The organism is Paradesertivirga mongoliensis, from assembly GCF_024436395.1.
GTDB lineage: Bacteria > Bacteroidota > Bacteroidia > Sphingobacteriales > Sphingobacteriaceae > Paradesertivirga > Paradesertivirga mongoliensis.
The window spans coordinates 773686-794807 of sequence record NZ_JAFMZO010000001.1; the positions used below are offsets into that span (position 1 = coordinate 773686).

The following is a 21122-nucleotide window of genomic DNA, read 5'->3' on the forward strand; positions in this document are numbered from 1 at the left end:
ACGTCTGCCTGCTGCCCTCAGCTTAATGCTGTGGGTCAAGGAATTTGACAATCTGATTACACCTTTCTGGTCCGCAATTTATTCAAGAGATGAGTGGGATAGTAGCATAGCTAAATTAAATGTGCAATCCAATGAACAAAAAGATCTTATTAATTAGTTACAATTTTAGTCCCGAACCAACAGGTATTGGAAAGTATAATGGTGAAATGATGGAGTGGCTGGCAAAAAATGGATACGAGTGCTCAGTGCTTACTACTTATCCATATTACCCTTACTGGAAAGTTCAGGAGCCATATAGAAGCAACCGGTTTGGGTATAAGACTGAAAAACTGCTCACCTCAGGCTCCAACATCACCGTCTACAGGTGCCCTCAATATGTTCCGTCTGTACCATCCGGACTTAAAAGGATCCTTCAGGAAATATCATTTTTTATTTCCTGTTCATTTAAGTTATTATCCCTGTTTGGGAACAAAAAATTTGACCTGGTAATTACTGTAGCGCCATCATTTTTAATGGGTGTTTTAGGCGTTCTTTGTAAGAGAGTTTGGAAGGCTAAATTACTGTATCACATTCAGGACCTTCAAATAGAAGCCGCCCGCGACTTGAAGATGATTAAATCTCCCAGTCTCCTCAATGCCTTGTTCAAGCTGGAAAAATTCATTTTCAAAAAGGCCGATCATGTGAGCAGTATATCGGAAGGTATGGTTTCGAAAATACAGGCGAAGGCCGAAAAAGAGGTGCTTTTCTTTCCTAACTGGGCGGACACCAGTTTATTTTATCCCATTGCTGATAAACAGCAATTAAAAAAGGAGTTCGGCTTTGCTGAAACTAATAAGATTATTCTTTATTCAGGTGGCATCGGCGAAAAACAAGGCCTAGAATCGATTTTATATGCTGCACGAGATTTAAGGAAGTATTCGGACCTGAAATTTGTGATCTGCGGTTCAGGGCCATACAAATCCCACCTGAAGGGAATGGCGCAAAATCTGCATCTCGATAATGTAATATTCTACCCATTGCAACCTATAGAGAAATTCAATCAGTTTTTGAATATGGCCGATGTGCACCTGGTGATCCAAAAGGCAAACGCCAGCGATTTAGTGATGCCGTCAAAGCTTACCACAATTTTAGCAGTAGGAGGTCTTGCTTTAATTACTGCAAACGAAGGCTCCGGCTTGTATGCTTTATCAAAGAAATATGATCTTTCAATAGTGGTTGACGCTGAAAATCAAGAGGCCCTGAACCGGGGACTACTTCAGGCGATTATGAATGATAATGATGGGATCACCAAAAATGCCCGTGCCTATGCTGAAAGACATCTTTCGATAGATAACGTCATGCGTGATTTTGAAAATGCGGTTCTAACGCAGTATAGCGAGGTTCCTGCGCTTACAGTTTAACGAGTTTATTCGGGCCTGGTTCCCTCAAATATAAAGTTGTATAAAGATTTTGACGTGCTTTTTAAATCTGGTACCAGATACCAAACACCGTTAATAATCTTACCATGGCTTTCCGTATGGGAAGGGAATCGCCGCTCTTCAATTCTTCGCATATTGTTATTCATATAGACCCGGGCCCCCATGCTTAGTAGTTGCGGTTTAGGGATACTGGTTTCTACATATGGAAGCGCCTGCGACACAATATTTGGATACTGAGAAACGCCAGTACTCTTTAATTTGTTAAGTAATGCACTTAAAACAGTTCTTTGTCTGTGGGTTCTTTCATAATCGTCCCCAACTTGCCTTATGCGGGTATAAGCCACTGCTTGTCGTCCATTTAACTTTTGCAGACCCGGCTTTAAAACGTACGGCGGTTTTACCCTCGAATCCCGATTGTTTTCATCCAGATAAGCATTTACCCACCGTACTTCGTTATGTTTCACGTCAATAGTAACTCCCTCTAAGGCATCAATAACGTTAGCCATTCCGTTAAAATCAACACTTACAAAATCCTTAATATTCAGGCCGAAATTTTGATTCAGCGTTTTCAGAGCAAGTTGTGGTCCCCCTATCCGGTAGGCAGCATTTAATTTATCATGACCAACACTGTCAATTTTGACGTAAGTATCACGCATGATCGATGAGAGCTTAAGCTTATTGGTAGCGTTGCTGATGCTTACGATCATAATAGCATCCGAATTGCCGTACTTATCCGCAGGGCGCTTGTCCAGCCCGAATAAGGCTATATTTATCGGTGGTTCGTCCAAAGAATCAACTTTCGCCATCAAAGCGGAGGATATTCCAAGTGATTTCGGGCTCTTATTAATTTGAAAAGATGAGACCTTATCCAGCTGTGAGTATAAGTAGGCAGAAAGGCCCAGCGCGCCGGTTAGAAATATTCCTAATGTTATCAGAAGTGCAGGTTTTATATTCCTCTTCTTATGAGTTGTTTTGTTTTCAGTCATTCCCCGTCCCCGCCGTTTAAAACCTTCCCTAATATAATACAAAAAAGACGAATTTGCAGATACTGCCAAAGATAATATTGCCTTCAAAATCTTTATTTTTTTAAATAATTGGGGTGGAATAGAATGTTCCCAAAGGAGATCATCCTTTTATTTAACAATAACTCTTAATCGCTAAAATTGTTTAATGGCTGTCGGAAACGGGCCTGCTACCTTGCTGTCTTCTGATCTACAGAAGCTGGTTTTGAAGAGGATAATCGGTTAGCAATCTGTACACATAAGGCTGTTGCAGCGCCAGCTTTAAAGCTTCAGCATGTTTTAGATGGTGCATATCACTACCGATAAAATCGATCACCATATTATCCACCAGCATTTCAGCTACTTTCTGGACTGGCTTCCCATAATATCCTGTTAAGGAAATTGTATTCAACTGGAGCTTGCAGCCCGCATCTTTGATGCGCTTATAGTTTACTATCGAGCCATGAAAATAAGAATATCGTTCGGGATGGGCGAGTACCGGAACATAGCCCACATCTATAATCTTCTGGATTACTTCAAAAAGATTTATCGGAAAGTTGCTAAAGGGAATCTCAAATAGCAGGTGATTATCTCCAAGAGTCAGAAGATTGCCTTGTTCCAGTTTATTTTCGAAATCTTCGTCGAAATAGTATTCGGCCGCTGCTTTTACTGCTATGTCGATCTTCTCTTTTTTCAGGGCCGCCTGAAGAATTTCGAGTCCCGTGAAAATGATTTCTGGCGTGTTACGATAGTAGTCTACCATAACATGCGGCGTGGTGATGATCCTGCGGAAGCCCAGATCGAGCAGGCTCCGGATCAAGTCGACAGACTGCGCCACATCCTGCGCTCCATCGTCTATTCCAGGGATTAGATGTGAATGCAGGTCGGTGCCTAGTGAGGAAAAATCAATTTCCGGCAGTACAGGCTTTTTCGACCTAAAAAAAGATAACATTAGTTGTTGGCGTCTTTTATTTGCCTGGAATTAAAGGCAATCACCAAACTCAAACCTACAATTTAAATTTGTTTAAGACAACGGACCTTAATGAAATCTGTTTGGAGATGCAGATTATAAGTTTTTTCTAGGGATGGCCAGAAGAAGTACAATAGCGATCGAAAAAATAGGTAGAACTATTAATGCGCCCGAGTCCTGATTCTGTTCAAACACCTGAGAGTATGTTTTCGAAGACTCTATCGTTTTAATAATTTCTACAATCGAAACTACAAAAGCGAAAAGAATCACTACTCCGTAAAACTTTGCGTTTGATTTTCTTTTCTTTTTCACTGTAAATAATTTGTACACCTCTTACGTAGCTGAGCTACTTAAGGTTATACAAAATTTACAGGCTATTTGATGTCTGCATTGGCAGAGAATCCGCCACCCGGTTTGCCAATGGATTTATAAGAACCGCTGCCTTGTAATATTGCGGATAAAGTTGTTTTATTCCCAAGTACATTATAAGCCGATTTCAAATCTTCATCATAAATAAAAGCGTTTTCAAGACGTCCTTTCTGAAAATAATAGCGGCTGATGATTTCGTTTTCGAGCAATCTGCGAATCTCTTCCTTAAATTGCGTAAGATCGTTTTTCTTGCTTACAGATACTTTATTTTTAAGGGATTCAAACTCCGATTTTATCTCTGTCATCTTCTTTTCTTTTTCAGCTTCGGCTTTCAGGTCGTTAAGCAACTTTTCGGTGCGGGTACTGTAATTATAGTCTTTATCCGACAGGTAGTTCACAAATTCAGCATATTCCGCATCCGATAGTTTGAATGTTTTAGGATTAGCGATGCTGGCTTTTTGTTTCCTGTAAAGAGTAGCGTAATCGAATATTAGAAAACGGCTCAGCAGAGTTTGGCTTATCGGACTAAGCTTCACAGCCGGAACAGCAATATCCGGATAAATCCCGCTGCCGTCGTAAACCGAGCGGTTGCCTTTGGTTTTATATTCAGTAATCAGGCTGTCGGCTACTTTTTCTACCGTCCCGTCTGCCGTCCTGTGGGTATAATCCAGCGCCTGGATGCATCTTCCGGAGGGGGTGTAATATTTTGCCACCGTTACTTTCACCAGGCTGTTGTATGGCAGGTTAAAAGTTTGCTGCACCAATCCCTTACCGTAGCTGCGCTGGCCAATAATTACTGCCCGGTCTAAATCCTGTAAAGAACCTGCAACAATTTCGGACGCCGAAGCCGCCCGGTTGTTAATCAGAACCACCAGCGGAGTGTTAGGTGCCAGAGGCTGATTTTGCGTTTTATATGGAATGGTTTTTTCCCTGTTCTTTCCTTTCTGGGTTACTACGGTAACATTGGGATCGACAAACAAATTCACAATTTTGACGGCTTCCTGTAAAATCCCTCCACCGTTCGAGCGTAAGTCAAGAATAATGCCCGAGGGGTTGTTTTTCTGCAGATTCACCAGAGCGTCCTGCACTTCTCTGGCCGAATTTTCTAAAAACTTATCGAGTTTGATATACCCTATGTTGTTATTCATCATCGCCGAATAACTTACATTAGGTTGTGTAATCTCATCCCGGTTAAGGCTTTTAGTGATAGTTTCACCGTAACGTTTAAGAGTAAGTTTTAAAGGAGTGCTTTTAGGGCCTTTTAGCAGAGTGCTTACCTGGTCGTAAGGCTTGCCTTTGATAGAGATCCCGTTAATTTCTAAAACCTCGTCGCCGGCTCTGATATCGGCTTTCTGCGCCGGAAAACCTTCGAGCGTTTCAGAAATGATCGTCCGGCCCTCGCGGGTGTGTGTAAGCGTTCCAATACCACCGTACTGGGTGCTTACGTATTTCATTTTATAATCTTCAATTTCACTTTCGGGTACAAATTCTGTATATGGATCAAGGCTGGCCAGCATGGCCTCGATGCCCGTTTCCATGAGTTGAGAAGAATTGACTTCATCTACATAGCTAATGTTGAGTTCTTTGTAAAGGGATGAAAAAATTTCTAAGTTTTTAGAGGCTTGAAACAGGTCTTCGCGGAAAGAAAAAGAGAGGATACCTGTAAAGACCAGAACCGGTACAACCAGTTTTTTTAAAGATGTTTTCAACCTCAGCATAGCTATAAAATTAATTAAATATATAACGCAGTATCTCTCAAAAAGATACACCGATCACATCAGGTAGATTTTCACAATCGGGGGAATGCCTTTTAAACGGCCTCAGACCTAAAAGTAATATAATTGCTTAGAAATAAAAAAGATTTGGGGGGTATTTTTAATGTTACAGCCTGTTATTATCCAGGTTAGCCAGGCCTTTTTTAAGTGTAAAAACCACATACTCCCGGTTGCGTTTTAAACGCGACATCAGTCGCTCAATCAGTTCATCTTCCTGCCCCGGCGTATAGGCCAGATCCTCTTCACTCAGCTCGCGATATTTACGTTCTACTTTCAGTTTAAGCTTTTGCCATTCTTCTTTACTGATAGTTATCTCTGCCATAATTTTTTCTGTGTTACAAAAGTATAAATTTAAACGTCTTCTCTAAACAAGGATTAACAGGCAACATTTCTGTAAACAGAATGTTATTCTTAAACACACACAAAATAAATCAGTATGAAACGAATTGCACTATCAGGTCTGTTATTGCTGGCAAGCGTAACAACCTTTGCCCAGTTTACGCTGGGTTTAAAAACAGGCGTCAACCTGGCAACTCTAAAAGGTGATGTAGGCGACGAAAGTAACCGTTTGGGGTATCAGGCCGGTGCCTGGGCCCGTTTCGGCGGAGCAGGCTTTTACCTGCAACCCGAAGTTTATTTAGGAAGTAAAGGCGGCGAGTTTGGCTCGATTAACCAGGACGGTACTACGTATCACGGCGAAGGGAAAGTAAATTTCACAACGCTTGATATTCCCGTGCTGCTGGGTAACAAGTTTGGCTTCGACAAACTAAACTTCCGGATCATGGCCGGCCCGGTGATCTCCTTTGTGCTTGATAAGAGCGCTAAAGAGAATTTTGAGGTAGCTACAGATTTTAACAATTACAAAGACCAGACTATCGGACTGCAAACCGGTGCGGGCGTAGACCTCGGCAATATATCGGTAGACCTACGCTACGAAAAAGGATTGTCTAATATTAATAAAAGCGGGCAGTATGATCAGAAGCAGAACTTATGGCACTTGAGTTTAGGGTATAAGTTGTTTTAGGCAGGCACCTAATCTTAAGAATACCTAGAGCCACTGATGATTAACATCGGTGGCTTTTTTATGGGCGGTCGGACGGGCTTTCCGACCTCTGGTCGGATTAAAAAAATGATAACTTTAAAAAAAATACCCATGAAAAACCGATCAAAGTTCCTTTGGCCAATCATCGTATTAATAGTAGCTGCTTTTTTGTTTTTTAGTTTTGGCTCCGACCTTGCCAGAGCATTCCACTAGGCATTGCAGCGCTCTTAAAGGGAAAGAGAATAGTCATTCACTGCAATGATATGCGACCACTTTGGTCAGGACCAGGGTTATGGAAGCCTTCACTGTAAATAGGGAACGCAGGATCCTCTTTGAGAGACCCTGCTGGGACTTGTTTACTATTCCGTATCGCCAATTTCTCCATCACTCTGATTGTACTCCTCGATGAGTCTTAATGCCTGCTCCTGATTGTCGCTTGATACAATAACCTTTACTGCATTGACGCCCCCGGCAGAAATTACCCAGGGTTCGATGGTTCCCATTAGTTCGTTCTGTAAAACGGCCTCAATCTGGTTGGCCTCAAGTACGTTTTGAATCATCGTTGCTTGCCAGGGTTCTCCGGCAAATACTTCTACTAGCTTGATGTCGTCGTGATTTTCCATGTTTGTTTTTTAAGGTGAGATAGTATGTGGAAATAAGAGGCCACCTTTTCGGCGGTAGCCCCTAATAATTGTTCTTATTTCTTTTCCGGTAACAAAATAAACTTAATCAGATTCTTGCCACTTAAGTATTTATTCGCAGCATCTTTCAAAGTAGCCGGTGTGATTTTCTTTAGCGATTCAAGATAGGTGAGCACCTGTGTCGGAGAATCGTTGTTCTGATACTGACCGCCGAGGTATCCCAGCCAGAATCCGTTTTGCTTTAATTGGGTCTCGGTACTGCGGGTTTCTTCGGCTATAAACTTCTCGATATCGCCAGCAGCAGCGCCTTTTGTCTTCACTTTGTTTATTTCATCCAGGGTAGCCGCTACCAGTTTATCAATATTTTCGGGCGCACAGCCAAAAGAGACTGTGAATGAATATCGGTTCCGTGGATATTTTGAATAGCCCATACGTGCTCCCGGACTGTACACGCCGCTTTCTTCTTCGCGTAAGCGTTCAATCAGTTTTATCTGAAGCACTTCGCCCAGTGCATCTAACTGGTTGTTGTTATCCTCGTTATAGACATAATCCCCGCTAAATACCAGTCGTACGGTTGCTTTCGGTTCCTGCCCTTTAAAAACGGTCTTGGTTAGAGTTCCGGCAGGCGGTACGATACCCAGGTCTTTAGCTGCTTCTACTCTTTTATTAGTAGGTAGTGCGCCGAGATATTGTTCCAGCAATGGCTTAATCTCTTCGTTTTTAAAGCTACCTACAAAAGTGAAGGTAAAGTCGCCGGCGTCAGCAAAACGTTCTTCATAAATATCAAATGCACGATCGAGCTTCACCTGCTCCAGTTTGGCTAAAGTAGGACCGGTACGCCGGATGTTGTAATTCCCAAGTACAGCCGAAACGGTATCGGCAAATACACTGTTGGGGTCTGAGCTTCTGTTAGCCAGGATACCTTTTTGCTGCGCAATCATGGCCTGGAACATTTCGGCATCTTTTCGCGGCGCAGTAAAATATAAATACGTTAACTGTAATGCCGTCTCCAGGTCTTTTGGTGCAGCAGAACCACTGATACCTTCGCTGCGTTCTGCAATATAAGGGCTCACCGAAACCCGTTTCCCGGTTAATAATTTGGGTAGCTGTATCGAGTTAAATTCTCCAACGCCACCACGGGTAACTATTGCCGAAGCGTAAGAAGCCGACTGAAAATCCGCATCGGGATACAGGGATGTTCCTCCGGGGCTAAACGCGCTGAAAATGATCTCATCATTTTTAAAATCCGTAGGCCTTAGCACCACTTTAACGCCGTTGCTCAGGGTTAACTCGGTTACCCCTATCGCATCAATCTTCTTTTCTGCAACAACATTTCCGGCTGTTGGCTTTGTTGCAAGCAGAGGTTTATCCGACACCTGATCAACATAAGCCGTAAGTTTATCGTTTTTAACATCTGCAATCCATTGGTTAACGGTTGCTTCGGATGGAAGTGTTGCGGCTTCCTTCTCAGGAGCCATAATCAACACATCGCGATTAGAATCTACCAGGTATTTTTTGGCTAAGGCATTTACCTCGTCCAGACTTATTCCCGGCGCAACATCTTTTGCAAAAGCGTATTCGTAGGCGATGCCGGGACTGGCTTCGCCATCAAGAAACAAGCGTACGTATTCCTGAACATAATTCTCCGACGAAGTTTTATCCCGCTCTTTAAACGCTGCTTCCATCGAAGTTAAGTACGACTGCCTGGCCCTGTCGAGTTCTGTTTGGGTAAAGCCGAATAGCTTAACCCGCTCTGTTTCTGCAAGTGCTGCTTTTAATCCTTTTTCAAGTTCACCGGGCTTGGCATAAACTACCGTTGAGGCCACATCTAATCCCGCAAGGAAACCGCCAATACTGCTTCCCGCTTGCAGGAATGGTGGATTTGCCTGCTTCATCAACTCAGAGAAACGTGCACCGATCATTTGGTTGTATAGGTTGCGTATGGTGCTGTTTCTTAAATCGTTGGTTGTTTTAAGTTTCGTTTCCGGATGCTTGATTAGCACCTGGGCAACGGTGTAGGGGAATTCTTTATCCGTAACCGCGATAAACTGGTTTTTATTTAACAGCGGGATCGAATATTCGGTTCGCGGACGCGCGTCAGGAGATTTCTTCAAGTCAGAAAATTTTTCCTTTATCATTTGCTCCACCTCGCTCACATTGATATCACCTACAACAATGAGCGCCTGAAGCTCGGGGCGGTACCAGTCTGAATAAAACTGCTTCAAGGTTTCGTGGTTAAAGTTTTTAAGAACTTCTTCGGTGCCGATAGGCAAGCGGTTTGAATACCGCGAATTGTTTAAAAGCATCGGAAGGTATTTATTCTGCATCCGTTCTCCGGCTCCTTTACCTAAGCGTTTTTCTTCCAGAACAACTCCTCGTTCCTTTTCGATTTCGGCCGAATCGAGGCTCGCATCCTGAGCCCAGTCGCGCATAATTTGCAAGCCGTTTTTGAATAGTTCCGGATTATCGGTAGGGATAGGAAGCTGATAGACTGTTTCATCGAAACTGGTGTATGCGTTTAAATCAGCCCCGAAGCGGATACCTGACTTTTGCAGATAATCTACCAGTTTATTCTTCGGGAAATTCCTGGTGCCGTTAAAGCTCATATGCTCCATAAAATGTGCTAAGCCACGCTGGTCGTCGTTTTCGAGAATAGAGCCGACCTTAACCGCCAGATATAATTGAGCCCGGTTTTTGGGTTCGGTATTGCGGCGAATATAATAGGTAAAGCCGTTGGCCAGCTTGCCTGTTTTTATCGCTGTATCAAGCGGCAGTGTCGCAGCTTCGGCAGGTTTGGAGGCAACTGCGGTGGTTGGGGTTTTGACGGCACAACCCATACTCAGAGTTAAGCCGGCAAGAAATAGAATAACGGTAGGTTTCATAATAATTTGATGGCGTTTGGATAAATATGTTTCAAAATAGATAAAATTTCCAGGTTAGACTTTAATAATGATTTTTCGTTTATACATCCACCATAAAATGATCAGCCAGAACAGCACGAAACTGAGCGCCCATGCCAGTGATGCGTTGAGTGGGGAAAAGTTTGGTGTAAAGTACGACTGGAACAGCCACGTTTTCAGACTCACTTCCTGTCCTTCCGCATTATCCACTTTTATAAAGTTGAATAATTTGGCCATAATGGTCGACAGGAAATATACAGTGATCGCATTTACACCGTAGACCACAAAAGGAAGTGTAAACCCGCGGTAGTTCTTCAGGTCGATGATCCAATAAAGGGTTCCAAGAAACATTAAGGCTAAACCGCTGGTGAAAAGCACATAAGAACTTGTCCATAGCGATTTATTTAAAGGGAAGGATAAATTCCAGATCAGGCCGGCAATTAGTGCAATAATTCCTGTCAGCAGCATAAAGAGAATTCTTTTGTTTGGCTCTATCTCCTTCCTGCGCAGCCATATCCCGGTTAAGGTGCCTGAAATTCCGCTGGCAATAGCAGGCAGAGTGCTTAAAACTCCCTCGGGATCCCAGGTGCGTGAGAGTTTCCAGAGGTGGTTTTCGGTAAGAAGTGTGCGGTCTAACCAGGCTGCAAGACTGGTTTCTTTTTCCAGGTTTGGAGCCACTCCGCCCGGAACTGGAACCAATGTGAGCAAGGCCCAGTAAGCGATCAGAATTAAAACAAAAGTGGCGACCTGGGTTTTTACACCGGTTTTGTAAAATAATATGGCGCAAAACAAAAATACCAGTCCGATGCGCTGCAAAACTCCCGGAATGCGAAGAGTGCTAAAGCTTTTTACCGGATCAACAAAGACATCGGGAAAAAGAGCGAGGATGATACCGAGGGCAAATAATATAGCCGAGCGCCGGATTATGGAAATGATGATGTCTTTGCTAGCTACCTCATTTGCCTTTTTTGTTCCCAGCGAAAAAGCGATCGAAACCCCTACGATAAATAAGAAAAAGGGAAAGATGAGGTCGGTTGGAGTGCAGCCATGCCATTCGGCATGTTTTAATGGAGCATAGATATTTCCCCAGTCGCCTGGATTATTCACCAGGATCATTGCTGCCACCGTCAATCCCCTGAAAACGTCAAGAGAAAGTAATCGCGAATTGGCTGGCGAGATGTTTTCTTTCATAAGATAAATAAGTATAAATGTGTGATATTAGCTTTATTCACCATTGATAAATCAATTTACAATTAAAATGAATGAATTCTTAATTCGCCTCGCAAATTTATACAAGAAGGAATCACGCCTGATTATCGGTTTAATGTCGGGCACTTCGCTTGACGGGTTAGATATCGCCTTGTGCAAAATCAGCGGAAGCGGATTACAGACTAAGGCCGAGATTCTGGAGTTTGAAACCTTGCCTTATACGGATGATTTTAAAGAGGATGTACGAACCGTCTTCTCCAGGCGACAGACAGATCTGGAGAAGGTAACCTTGTTGAATGCTAAAATCGGAACCTTGCATGCTGATCAGATTAATCTTTTTTTACAGAAACATCATCTTTCGAAGAATGACATTGATTGTATTGCCAGCCATGGACAAACCATTTATCACGCTCCGAAGCGGCAGCACCAGTTAGCCGATTACCCTAATGGTACTTTACAGATAGGCGATGCAGATCATATTGCGGTGAGAACCGGAATAATTACGCTTAGCGATTTCAGACAAAAACATATTGCCGCTGGTGGCGAAGGAGCCCCTTTGGCGCTTTACGGCGATTATATTCTTTTTTCTTCGGATGCTGAGAACAGAGTGTTGCTTAATATCGGAGGCATTTCCAACTTCAGCTGGTTACCCCGGCCAGCGAGCATGAAGCCGGTGGTGTGCACGGATGCTGGCCCCGGAAATACATTAATTGATGCACTTTGCAAAATGTACTTTCACACTTCGTATGACAGCAATGGCGATATTGCCCGTAGCGGGACAGTAAACGAAAAGTTATTAGCCAAGATGCTCGAACATCCCTTTTTTATGGAATCTCTACCGAAAACTACCGGTCCCGAAGTGTTTAATTTGAGTGTCATAGACCAGGCTTTTGATAAAGAAGAACTTAGCAAGATCAGTAAGAATGATTTGCTGAGTACGGCTACTCAGTTTACTGCTGTAGCTACTGCCAATGCGATTAAGGCGGTGGCAGGAGATGAGCCCTTTGGATTATATGTAAGCGGAGGCGGAGCGAATAACACATTTTTAATGGAGAAGATATCTGAGCAGTTACATGCCGAAGCGCGGCACATGGATGAACTTGGAGTTGCCGGCGACGCAAAAGAAGCTCTATTGTTTGCCCTGCTTGCCAATGAAACTATCTGTGGATCTGCATTACAGACTAACGCCGGACCGCAGGTGACCATGGGAAAAATCTCTTTACCCGAGTAATCAGCGCTCACCTATGCGGAAGTTTATTAATTGAAAAAAACGGGAACTATTCAAAAATCGATTCGTACAAAACACAACGAATTGAAAAAAGCACACACCGATTAAACTTATTCACCGTTTCAAAATCTAATTAGTATGATTCTATTTTCATCTACAAAAGACTCGAAAGCGCAGATTGCATTGATCTTTAGCTGTTCGAAAAAGCAACCTGCTAACTGGAATATCAGGTATACTTTTATAAATTAAGGGGTTTAAAAAATTGAAAAGGCTTCGGCATTCACCTTGTGGTGAGTTTGTCGAAGCCTTTTTATTATATGGGGTAGGGAATTTACCCCCATGTTTGCAGGAGCTTATTTAACAGAGTTAAACCTAAAGCTGATACCGAATGCAATGTTTCGCCCCTGATTCAAAATTCCCTCATATCTCAATCTGCTTAGGTGATTGACGTATGCTTTATCAAACAAATTATTCGCAGAAATATAGATTCGCAGAGGCTGTTTGCCCGGATTTAACGTAGTTCCGATGGAGGCATTAACCAGCGTGTACGCACCTGTCGGCGACTCAAACTCTTCATCGATACGGGTCTGCTTAAACACATTCTCAAACTCTACAGAAAAGTACGCATCACTGAAGCTTTTCATATTCAAGTCCGGCTCTATTCGTAATTCATTTCTTAAGACTGGTGCCGGCATAAATGGAAGATCGTTTTTTGTAGCTGTGTTTCTTCCTCGGGTAATTGAAAAACTGTTTTCAAAGTGAAAAAGTGAAACCGGGTGAAGGGTTAATCCCGCTTCCAGGCCGTACAAATTAGCATTGTCCTGAACGTAACGATAAAGCGGTACCAATTCTCCGTCAACATCTTGTGTTTCGTCGTTTAAGCGCCTGGAGTAGATATAGTTTCCGATGTAATTATTGAAGACATTAAAATGGAGGTCAACTCTTTTGTTATGGAATTCTAAAGCCATATCTCCATATAAGCTTCTCTCGGGTTTTAATGCAGTATTTCCAAGTTCGAACCTATTGGTCCCCTCGTGTACCCCTTCCGAACTCAGTTCTGAAATATTCGGTGCTCTGAAGGCGCTGCCGATGTTGGCTTTGAAGTTCCAGTTGGTGTTAAAATCACGGGTAAGGCCAAGAGCCCCGCTTAGATTAGAGAAGTTATTGTTAAAGTTGCTGAATTTTGCTGAACCATCTTCTTCCATTTCGATGCCGCTGATGTTACGGTAATCGAAGCGTAAGCCTGCATTAATTGTGGTTCTTTCCCAGGATTTTTTGATATATCCGAAGGCGCCGAAATCTTCGTTGTCATAGTCGGGGATAAGCAGTTCTTCTGCTTTATTTTTACTGTCCTGAAAAGCGCCTGCAACTCCAAGCACCGGCTGCCACCCGTTATTTTCCTCGAAGTAATATTTGAAGTCATAACTGTAAGTTTTCAGATCGAAGAATAAAGAAGGATCTGAAACACTTTCCTCCAATTCTCTTCTTTGATTGTTCTGAAAACCCAGGGTTGAGCGCAATCTTCCTTTGTTTAAAAGAATATGATTGTTTAAGGCTACTTTATAATGTCTCACATCCTGAAAAGGCAAAAGCAGATCCCGGCTTTTAATTTGGCCCGGTGTTAAGATATTGCCTTCTTCGTCTTCATAGACACCGTCATCGTTTTTCCCAAAATCGGGCAAGCCCAATTTCTGCGTAAAGCCCGATGCGCTAAGATGTGTATAGCCCCAATGTTTATTCAAACCAATCATTCCGCTAAGATTGGTTTCCCGAAACCCTGTATTAGGTATTCTGCCCTCGGGAGTATTGTATCCAAATGCATTTTTGTAGGTCCCGCGCCCCTGCCATACAAAGCCGTTCGTATTTCCCTGCATCATGGCCGATGTACCCGTAAGTCCATTGTTTGTAGAGTAGCTGCTAAGCAACTCGCCGCGTAACTGCCCTGGCGAAGGGGGGACAGCGTCAATTATATTAATCACTCCACCCAGAGCATCCGATCCGTAAAGAAGGCTCGCTGCCCCCCGTAATATCTCGACACGTTCTGCGCTGTACTGGTCAATTTCAATGCCGTGCTCGTCGCCCCATTGCTGCCCTTCCTGTTTTACGCCATTAGAAAGGGTTACAATTCTGTTGCTGCTTAAGCCCCTGATGACGGGTTTAGAAATGGCGGCCCCTGTTGTAACCTGAGATACGCCGGGTACATGAGAAATGGCATCGATGATATTACTTGCGGCGCGGCTGGTCAGATCGTCTTTACTTACGGTTGTAACAGATGTGCTGTTTGTGCGGTTATTGGCACTCGATACAGTACCCGTTACCACCACCTCGTGAACTTCAATTACACTGGGTTCGAGTGAAAAATTGACGGAATCTGCACTTGCGAAATCTACAGATTGTGTATATGTTTTATAGCCTATATAGCGCACCTCGACCAGAAAGCGCCCCCTCACGGGTACTCTGGTTAGATTGTATTCCCCATTTTGATTCGACACGGTCGAAAATTGAAGTTCGGGGATTGCGATGATCGCACCGGAGAGCGGCTGGTTAGTAGAGGCATCTGTAACCCTCCCACTAACAGCCAGGAATGCATTTGCAGCAGAAAGGTTGAAAACGATAGAATAGAAAAATACTATGATAGTTGAAACTTTCATCTTTAAGTTTTTAAATAGATCAAAAACATCGCCATTAAGGGATGTTGAAAAAAAATAAACGGAATATTTAAAACCTATAAAGAAGGGGGCCCTCTGAGAAAGAAGAGGATGGTTTCTGAAATGTATTCTTCCAGTATATCTTCGAAAGATATTTCAATGACGGATTGCTGGACGTATATTTCTAATGATGGGTGGAAACTAAAATGCTTATCGAAATGGGCGGTACAGGCAAAGCAAAAAGAAGCTTTTTTGGTAATATGAAGCTTATGACCGCAACTGTTATGCTCAGTGGATTTACTGCAGCCCGCGCGTTCGGAGCTATGATCATGAAAAAAGTCTACAGGCAGAACCGCTGCTGAAAAACACAGCAACAGGAACGAGGCCAGAGCAGCTCTTATTGATTTTTTAATGATCATTTTTAAGAGCTACAATATTAGACAATAAATGTTTTCGGCGAATGGCGTAATACGATTGTTGCGGAGCGATGACTAATTCACGATCAATTTGTAGCCTTTTCCATGAACGTTAATGATTTCTACTTTTGGATCGTCTTTAAGATACTTTCTGAGTTTGCTCAAAAAAACATCCATGCTTCTGCCGTTAAAATAGTTATCGTCATGCCAGATGCTTAGTAATGCTTCTTCGCGGGTTAGAACATTGTTTTTCTTTAAGCAGAGCAAGCGCAGCAGTTCGGCTTCTTTAGTTGATACTTTTTGCTGCACATCATCTTTTTTTATAGTTTGAGCAGTATAATCGAACTGGTAATCGCCTATTTCAAATTTATCTATTACCGGATGGGCTGTATTTCGCCCTTGGTTGGCGGCCCGCTTTAACAAGGCATTTATTCGTAACAAAAGCTCCTCGATGCGGAAGGGCTTTGTGATATAGTCATCACCGCCAAGGTTAAAGGCTTCCGACTTATCTTCGATCATTGATTTTGCCGTAGCGAAAATGATAGGAATATCCGGATTCAGCTTCCGGATCTCTTTTCCAAGTGTAAAGCCGTCTTTTTTAGGCATCATCACATCCAGAATGCAGATATCAAAGCGGCCTGCTGTAAACGATTTCAGGCCTTCATCACCGTCTTTCGCCAATACCACATCATATTTGCCCTTAAGCTGCAAATAATCCTGCAAAAGCGATCCCAGGTTAGGGTCGTCTTCAACCAATAAAACGCTTTGCCTGTTATTACTTGTTTCATTGTTTTCGTTTTCAGCCATGGCTTAATGATTCGGTTTATGTAGGAAAAACTATCTCAAATTCAGAACCTTTATCCTTTTCACTTTTCACCCTGATGCTTCCGTGATGTCTTTTAACAATATTGCTTACGTAACTCAATCCCAGACCAAATCCCTTAACATCGTGCACATTACCGGTTGGGATCCGGTAAAACTGGTCAAATATTTTTGAAAGTTGATCTTTATTCATGCCGATCCCTTTGTCGGCCACACGTATTATCAGGTTTTTACCAGCCGTGGCAGTGCTTATCGAAATTTCGGGCTTTTCAGTACTATACTTCAAGGCATTATCTATCAGGTTATAGATCACATTGCTTAAATGAAGCTCATCTCCTTCCACAGTAGATCTGGAAGCATTTAAATTCAAGCTAATGGTTGCCTCTTTCTTTTGAAACTGAAGCTGCATGCTGTCGGCTACTGCCGTGATGAGCTCGTTCATATCAACTGGTTTAAAGTCGAGTTTCAAATCACCTTTATCAATTTTAGCGATATTTAATACCCGTTCAATGTGATTGCCCAGCCGGATATTCTCGTCATAGATAATTCCGGCCAACCTTGAAATACGCTGTTTATCTTCTGTAATCTCCGGATCTTTCAAAGCCTCGCTGGCGATCATAATAGTAGCTACAGGAGTTTTAAATTCATGAGTCATGTTGTTAATGAAATCGGTTTTCATTTCCGAGATCTTCTTCTGCCGGATGATGGAGTGAATTGTGAACCCGAAGCAAAACAACAAGATAAGCAGCAGGGCAGCAGAAGAACTCACGGTAAGCCCCATGTTGGCTAAGATCATGGAATTTTTGTCGGGAAATGTGACCATCAGCATTCCGCCGTCCCTTACTATGTCGTTAAATAATACGGTTTTATAGGTGTTCTCCGGCTCAAATTCTACTTCCATAGATGCATTCCTGAAAATCAGCATATCATCATTTCTGGCCGAAACAACCTGGTAGTCGTAATTAGTATCAATGCCGGCATTTTTTATTTCCGACTTGAGCATCGAATCGAGATAGGCAACGTTTATGCGGCTTTTAAGCGGGATGTGTACCTCATTCAACTCGTGTTCAACCTCCTCAAAGGCAGTCTTTTTCTTTGCAGTACGGACAGAATCCAGAAATTTCTCCTTTTTTCGGCGCAATAACTGCTTCTCGCGCTCTAACTCTTTAATGGCTGCACTGCTTAGTTCTTTAATTTTAGGCTTTCCAAACGTTTTAATCTGCTGCCCTCTGATGGGGTCGAAATACAGGTATCTTCTAACAGAATCGGTGCGTCCTTTTTTGAAAGCGCGTGCTCTCGGACTTACGCTGGTAATTGCTGCTTGCTGATGAACGCCGCCCTGGCCGTCGTAAATTTCCGTAAAATCAATTTTTACATCGAAACTTTCTGGCTCGGGCTCAAGAGCAGCCATGTCTGTAATCGCCAGGATCTCGTGTCGCGACCTGAAAAGGCTGTCACGTAAGTTAAAAAGGCTGTCTGATTTTTTTTGTTCGCGGCGAAGCAGCAGTGCTTTTTTACGTCCGAGCTGCAATTCGTAGTTCATGGGGGAGTTCTGTTCCTGGGGCCGTCCCGCAATCAGAACGGGATGGCTCGGGTGTTTTTCCTCCATTTGTTGTTGATTTCTTTTCTTCAGAATATCATAGAACTCATACTTTTCAACTTTGGTAGCCACTTTATTCAAGGCCTCATTAACCGATTGATCGAAAAGCTGTGATTTGAGTGCAAAAGCCTGCTTGAAAAAATATAATTGCATAGCCATTACTCCCAACAAAGCAATACTCATCAATCCGATTATAAGGCTAATACTTCTCTTCTTCATTAATACAAAAATACGTAAGGGCTTAGCATTCAGCCTGTTTTTAACATTATTTAACAAAGCCTTAACAAAATGCGGTTTTGCCCGCATCTATCTTTGTTACATAATTGGTTGATTATGAAACATCACAGAATCAAAATTATTTTAAAGGGATTCATTTTCATGTTTGTGTTTAGCCCGGTGGCCTTTGCGCAAAGTAAAAAAGAAATTGAAAAAACCATCATTATTAAAGAGGGCGACACGATCATTAACGGAAAAAAGTTTTCTGACGTAAATAAGAGTGAGCGTGCAGTTTTGCGAAAAGAGATCAGTGAATTTGAGAAGGAACTTGCAGAGCGGAAAAAGGGAATGCAAATCGAAAAGCGACTGCGGGAGTCGGATGTTCTGGTAGAGAAAACTAGGTCTGGTAAGAGGAGTGAGAGTGATACAACAAAATTGCGGGAGTTTAGAATTGAACGCCACCATCCGCGAGAGTTACGTGTTTTTGATCACGATAGCTTAATACTAAGCATGAACGCGGATACAATCATCCGGCGCTTTCACCGGAGCATTGACGATTTGGGCGAGGAATTGTCTGCCCTGCCACATGGTGATATTCGGATAAGAGTCCCTAATGCAGCCCGTGAATGGAGAGATATCCACCCGGGTCCGCTGAGAGAGCGGCTTAACTCTCAGTCGTTCAATTATAACTATACTGATAAGGAGGGGATTGCAAACCGTATGCATATTCGTATAACTGAAGTTTCCGAAGATAAAGTTAAGCAAGTATCTGCAAGTGAAGCGAATGCTCTGGCGGTAGAAGACCTTACATTATTTCCAAACTTTTCGAGCGGGAAGATTTCATTGTCTTTTAACCTGCCGGGCAAAGGAAATACGCTGATAAAGATTCTGGATAGTGATTTGAAACCTGTTTTTTCAGGACAAGGTTTGGGCGAGACCTATTTTAAACAGTTTAATATGCTTAAAAATGGTGTGTATTACATTCATATCAAGCAGGGAAAGTCATCTTTTGTGAGGAGAATTGTTAAAGAGTAATTTTATAGGCCTAAAAAAAGCCCTGCAAATTTTGCAGGGCTTTATATTTCAAGTTGTTTTTCCAATTAAAATGGCAAATCGTCATCCTCCGGACTTGAGCTGATATTTGCCGGAGCAGCAGCATATTCAGGTGCTGCACTTTCTGCGGCGCCGCCAGCCAACACATTCACTCTCCATACCACAAGAGTGTTGAAGTATGCAGTTTTCCCGCTTTTGTCGGTCCATGGGCGTCCTCTGAGATTAAAGAATACTTCAACCTGATCTCCAGCTTTAAGTGGATCAAAAAGATTCACCTTATCTTGCAGCGCTTCAAATTTTATATACTCAGGGTACTGAGGATTCTCAGCATATTCAATAATTAATTCACGTTTTTTAAAAGTCTCGCTTACATTGGTAACCGGTAAGACTTCATGTACTTTTCCCTTAATATCCATTTTATGTCTTTAATTTATTTGCTTCGTTATTGGCCTTGCCACAAGGTGGTTATAGGTATCAAATTTATATGATTCAAATCTGCCAAAATTTATTGATTAACTTCGCAAAATATTATGCAAGTTTTCAACACTAACAGCCGGATTATCGTAACCTGTAATAAGCGTTTATCTCCCTATCTAACCACAGAAATTGAAGCACTGGGATTTTCGGTGGTTCGAACCTTCAGTACTGGTGTAGAGTTGGAAGGCACAGTAAATGACTGTATTACATTAAACCTTCATTTACGCTGTGCCAGCCAGGTACTCTATTCACTGGCAACTTTTCAGGCCCCAACACCAACCCATCTTTACAACGAACTGGTGCAGATTGCATGGGAAGAGTATATTGATATTACAGGTTATTTTTCGGTTACCTCGGTTGTTAATAACGAGCATATTACTACCCCGCTTTTTGCAAACGTTAAAGTAAAGGATGCGATTGTTGACCGTATAAAAGATAAAAAGGGTCTGCGTCCTAATTCCGGTCCGGAATACAATAAAACTGTCGTAAATCTTTATTGGCAGGATGAAAAAGCCGAGATATTCCTTGATACCTCCGGAGAAACCCTTTCAAAGCACGGTTATCGTAAAATTCCTGGTAAGGCACCCATGCTCGAGGCTCTTGCGGCCTCTACTATTATGGCAACGAGGTGGGATAGAAAAAGCCCATTCATAAACCCGATGTGCGGATCGGGGACGCTGGCTATTGAAGCTGCTTTGCTGGCTACTGATAAGCACCCAGGACTTTTCAGGATGAATTATGGCTTTATGCACATTATTGGTTACGATGAACAAGTGTTTTTCGCAGAGCGCCGCAAGCTAAAAGATAAAGCCAAAAAGGCCTTAGATTTTAAGATTGTTGCATCAGATATTTCGGCTGACGCTATTGATGTTTCTCAACGAAACGCAAAGACTGCTGGTGTTGACCACTTAATCGAGTTTCATGTATGCGACTTTGCAGAAACCCCCGTTCCGGAAGGCGGAGCTGGTGTGGTGTTTTTCAATCCCGAATACGGAGAACGTTTAGGGGTACATACCAAGTTAGAAGCTACCTACAAGCGCATGGGCGATTTTATGAAGCAGCACTGCAAAGGGTATTCTGGTTATATCTTTACCGGGAATCCTGATTTGGCAAAAAGAATCGGACTTAAAACTTCCCGGAGAATGGAATTTTACAATGGAAAGCTCGATTGCCGGTTGCTGGAGTATGATTTGTACGATGGGAGCAAGAGAGAAGATTTAAGAGAAAAAGACACCGATCAATAACCCGTGCAGCAGCTAATTTTGTTTTGCTGGCGATTTTTTCTTGCTCTGCATGCGCAGAAATGACGCGGTGCGTAGATCGTGATGTACGTTCAC

At 42.6% G+C, this 21122-nt stretch carries 18 protein-coding genes; 5 read left to right on the plus strand and 13 right to left on the minus strand.

Going from position 1 to position 21122, the window contains the following annotated elements:
• Window positions 1-131: 131 nt before the first annotated feature.
• A complete protein-coding gene (locus J3P43_RS03015) occupies window positions 132-1400 on the plus strand; it encodes a WcaI family glycosyltransferase (RefSeq protein WP_255898864.1) in 1269 nt (422 codons plus the stop codon).
• A gap of 5 nt (window positions 1401-1405) precedes the next feature.
• Here the strand turns inward: J3P43_RS03015 and J3P43_RS03020 are convergent, their stop codons facing one another.
• From J3P43_RS03020 to J3P43_RS03040, 5 genes are all read right to left on the minus strand, one after another.
• Window positions 1406-2404 carry an LCP family protein gene (locus tag J3P43_RS03020; protein WP_255898866.1) on the minus strand — a complete coding sequence of 333 codons (999 nt, stop codon included), beginning with the start codon at window positions 2402-2404 and terminating at the stop codon, window positions 1406-1408.
• A gap of 226 nt (window positions 2405-2630) precedes the next feature.
• Entirely contained in the window at window positions 2631-3371 is a 741-nt protein-coding gene (locus J3P43_RS03025) for a tyrosine-protein phosphatase (RefSeq protein ID WP_255898869.1), read from the minus strand.
• A 114-nt stretch (window positions 3372-3485) separates the two neighbouring features.
• Window positions 3486-3701, minus strand: coding sequence for a hypothetical protein (locus J3P43_RS03030; protein WP_255898871.1), 216 nt, complete (start codon window positions 3699-3701; stop codon window positions 3486-3488).
• Between the two features lie 62 nt (window positions 3702-3763).
• The gene (locus J3P43_RS03035; RefSeq protein ID WP_255898873.1) at window positions 3764-5476 is read right to left on the minus strand and encodes a S41 family peptidase; all 1713 of its coding nucleotides are present in this window, start codon (window positions 5474-5476) and stop codon (window positions 3764-3766) included.
• A 163-nt stretch (window positions 5477-5639) separates the two neighbouring features.
• Window positions 5640-5855, minus strand: a complete 216-nt coding sequence (locus J3P43_RS03040) for a hypothetical protein (protein WP_255898875.1) — start codon at window positions 5853-5855, stop codon at window positions 5640-5642.
• Window positions 5856-5969: 114 nt separating this feature from the next.
• Between J3P43_RS03040 and J3P43_RS03045 the strand changes: the two genes are divergently transcribed.
• A complete protein-coding gene (locus J3P43_RS03045) occupies window positions 5970-6557 on the plus strand; it encodes a porin family protein (RefSeq protein ID WP_255898877.1) in 588 nt (195 codons plus the stop codon).
• A gap of 377 nt (window positions 6558-6934) precedes the next feature.
• On the opposite strand, the gene J3P43_RS03050 is transcribed toward J3P43_RS03045, so the two are convergent.
• From J3P43_RS03050 to J3P43_RS03060, 3 genes are all read right to left on the minus strand, one after another.
• A complete protein-coding gene (locus J3P43_RS03050; protein ID WP_255898879.1) occupies window positions 6935-7198 on the minus strand; it encodes a DUF2007-related protein in 264 nt (87 codons plus the stop codon).
• 74 nt (window positions 7199-7272) lie between these two features.
• Window positions 7273-10098 (minus strand): M16 family metallopeptidase, encoded by a 2826-nt coding sequence (locus J3P43_RS03055; protein ID WP_255898881.1) that lies wholly within the window; start codon window positions 10096-10098, stop codon window positions 7273-7275.
• Window positions 10099-10152: 54 nt separating this feature from the next.
• A complete protein-coding gene (locus J3P43_RS03060; RefSeq protein WP_255898883.1) occupies window positions 10153-11307 on the minus strand; it encodes an acyltransferase family protein in 1155 nt (384 codons plus the stop codon).
• 67 nt (window positions 11308-11374) lie between these two features.
• Between J3P43_RS03060 and J3P43_RS03065 the strand changes: the two genes are divergently transcribed.
• Window positions 11375-12556, plus strand: a complete 1182-nt coding sequence (locus J3P43_RS03065) for an anhydro-N-acetylmuramic acid kinase (RefSeq protein ID WP_255898885.1) — start codon at window positions 11375-11377, stop codon at window positions 12554-12556.
• A 350-nt stretch (window positions 12557-12906) separates the two neighbouring features.
• Here the strand turns inward: J3P43_RS03065 and J3P43_RS03070 are convergent, their stop codons facing one another.
• The 4 genes from J3P43_RS03070 to J3P43_RS03085 form a co-directional block, all read right to left on the minus strand.
• Window positions 12907-15204 carry a TonB-dependent receptor gene (locus J3P43_RS03070; protein WP_255898887.1) on the minus strand — a complete coding sequence of 766 codons (2298 nt, stop codon included), beginning with the start codon at window positions 15202-15204 and terminating at the stop codon, window positions 12907-12909.
• 74 nt (window positions 15205-15278) lie between these two features.
• Window positions 15279-15620, minus strand: coding sequence for a hypothetical protein (locus tag J3P43_RS03075; RefSeq protein ID WP_255898889.1), 342 nt, complete (start codon window positions 15618-15620; stop codon window positions 15279-15281).
• A gap of 72 nt (window positions 15621-15692) precedes the next feature.
• A complete protein-coding gene (locus J3P43_RS03080; RefSeq protein WP_255898891.1) occupies window positions 15693-16424 on the minus strand; it encodes a response regulator transcription factor in 732 nt (243 codons plus the stop codon).
• Between the two features lie 16 nt (window positions 16425-16440).
• On the minus strand, window positions 16441-18258 hold the full coding sequence (locus J3P43_RS03085) for a sensor histidine kinase (RefSeq protein WP_255898893.1): 1818 nt from the start codon (window positions 18256-18258) through the stop codon (window positions 16441-16443).
• Window positions 18259-18372: 114 nt separating this feature from the next.
• Between J3P43_RS03085 and J3P43_RS03090 the strand changes: the two genes are divergently transcribed.
• Window positions 18373-19290: a T9SS type A sorting domain-containing protein gene (locus J3P43_RS03090; protein WP_255898896.1), complete on the plus strand. Its 918-nt coding sequence runs from the start codon at window positions 18373-18375 to the stop codon at window positions 19288-19290.
• 65 nt (window positions 19291-19355) lie between these two features.
• Here the strand turns inward: J3P43_RS03090 and J3P43_RS03095 are convergent, their stop codons facing one another.
• Complete coding sequence (locus J3P43_RS03095; protein ID WP_255898898.1) at window positions 19356-19724, minus strand: DUF3127 domain-containing protein; 369 nt, start codon at window positions 19722-19724, stop codon at window positions 19356-19358.
• A 114-nt stretch (window positions 19725-19838) separates the two neighbouring features.
• Between J3P43_RS03095 and J3P43_RS03100 the strand changes: the two genes are divergently transcribed.
• A complete protein-coding gene (locus J3P43_RS03100; RefSeq protein ID WP_255898900.1) occupies window positions 19839-21029 on the plus strand; it encodes a THUMP domain-containing class I SAM-dependent RNA methyltransferase in 1191 nt (396 codons plus the stop codon).
• Window positions 21030-21122 lie beyond the last annotated feature (93 nt).

Bases quoted from the DNA above. Each gene is read 5' to 3' on its own strand.
- J3P43_RS03015 (WP_255898864.1), top strand. From the start codon at position 132: ATGAACAAAAAGATCTTATTAATTAGTTACAATTTTAGTCCCGAACCA.
- J3P43_RS03020 (WP_255898866.1), bottom strand. From the start codon at position 2,404: ATGACTGAAAACAAAACAACTCATAAGAAGAGGAATATAAAACCTGCA.
- J3P43_RS03025 (WP_255898869.1), bottom strand. From the start codon at position 3,371: ATGTTATCTTTTTTTAGGTCGAAAAAGCCTGTACTGCCGGAAATTGAT.
- J3P43_RS03035 (WP_255898873.1), bottom strand. From the start codon at position 5,476: ATGCTGAGGTTGAAAACATCTTTAAAAAAACTGGTTGTACCGGTTCTG.
- J3P43_RS03040 (WP_255898875.1), bottom strand. From the start codon at position 5,855: ATGGCAGAGATAACTATCAGTAAAGAAGAATGGCAAAAGCTTAAACTG.
- J3P43_RS03045 (WP_255898877.1), top strand. From the start codon at position 5,970: ATGAAACGAATTGCACTATCAGGTCTGTTATTGCTGGCAAGCGTAACA.
- J3P43_RS03050 (WP_255898879.1), bottom strand. From the start codon at position 7,198: ATGGAAAATCACGACGACATCAAGCTAGTAGAAGTATTTGCCGGAGAA.
- J3P43_RS03055 (WP_255898881.1), bottom strand. From the start codon at position 10,098: ATGAAACCTACCGTTATTCTATTTCTTGCCGGCTTAACTCTGAGTATG.
- J3P43_RS03060 (WP_255898883.1), bottom strand. From the start codon at position 11,307: ATGAAAGAAAACATCTCGCCAGCCAATTCGCGATTACTTTCTCTTGAC.
- J3P43_RS03065 (WP_255898885.1), top strand. From the start codon at position 11,375: ATGAATGAATTCTTAATTCGCCTCGCAAATTTATACAAGAAGGAATCA.
- J3P43_RS03070 (WP_255898887.1), bottom strand. From the start codon at position 15,204: ATGAAAGTTTCAACTATCATAGTATTTTTCTATTCTATCGTTTTCAAC.
- J3P43_RS03075 (WP_255898889.1), bottom strand. From the start codon at position 15,620: ATGATCATTAAAAAATCAATAAGAGCTGCTCTGGCCTCGTTCCTGTTG.
- J3P43_RS03080 (WP_255898891.1), bottom strand. From the start codon at position 16,424: ATGGCTGAAAACGAAAACAATGAAACAAGTAATAACAGGCAAAGCGTT.
- J3P43_RS03085 (WP_255898893.1), bottom strand. From the start codon at position 18,258: ATGAAGAAGAGAAGTATTAGCCTTATAATCGGATTGATGAGTATTGCT.
- J3P43_RS03090 (WP_255898896.1), top strand. From the start codon at position 18,373: ATGAAACATCACAGAATCAAAATTATTTTAAAGGGATTCATTTTCATG.
- J3P43_RS03095 (WP_255898898.1), bottom strand. From the start codon at position 19,724: ATGGATATTAAGGGAAAAGTACATGAAGTCTTACCGGTTACCAATGTA.
- J3P43_RS03100 (WP_255898900.1), top strand. From the start codon at position 19,839: ATGCAAGTTTTCAACACTAACAGCCGGATTATCGTAACCTGTAATAAG.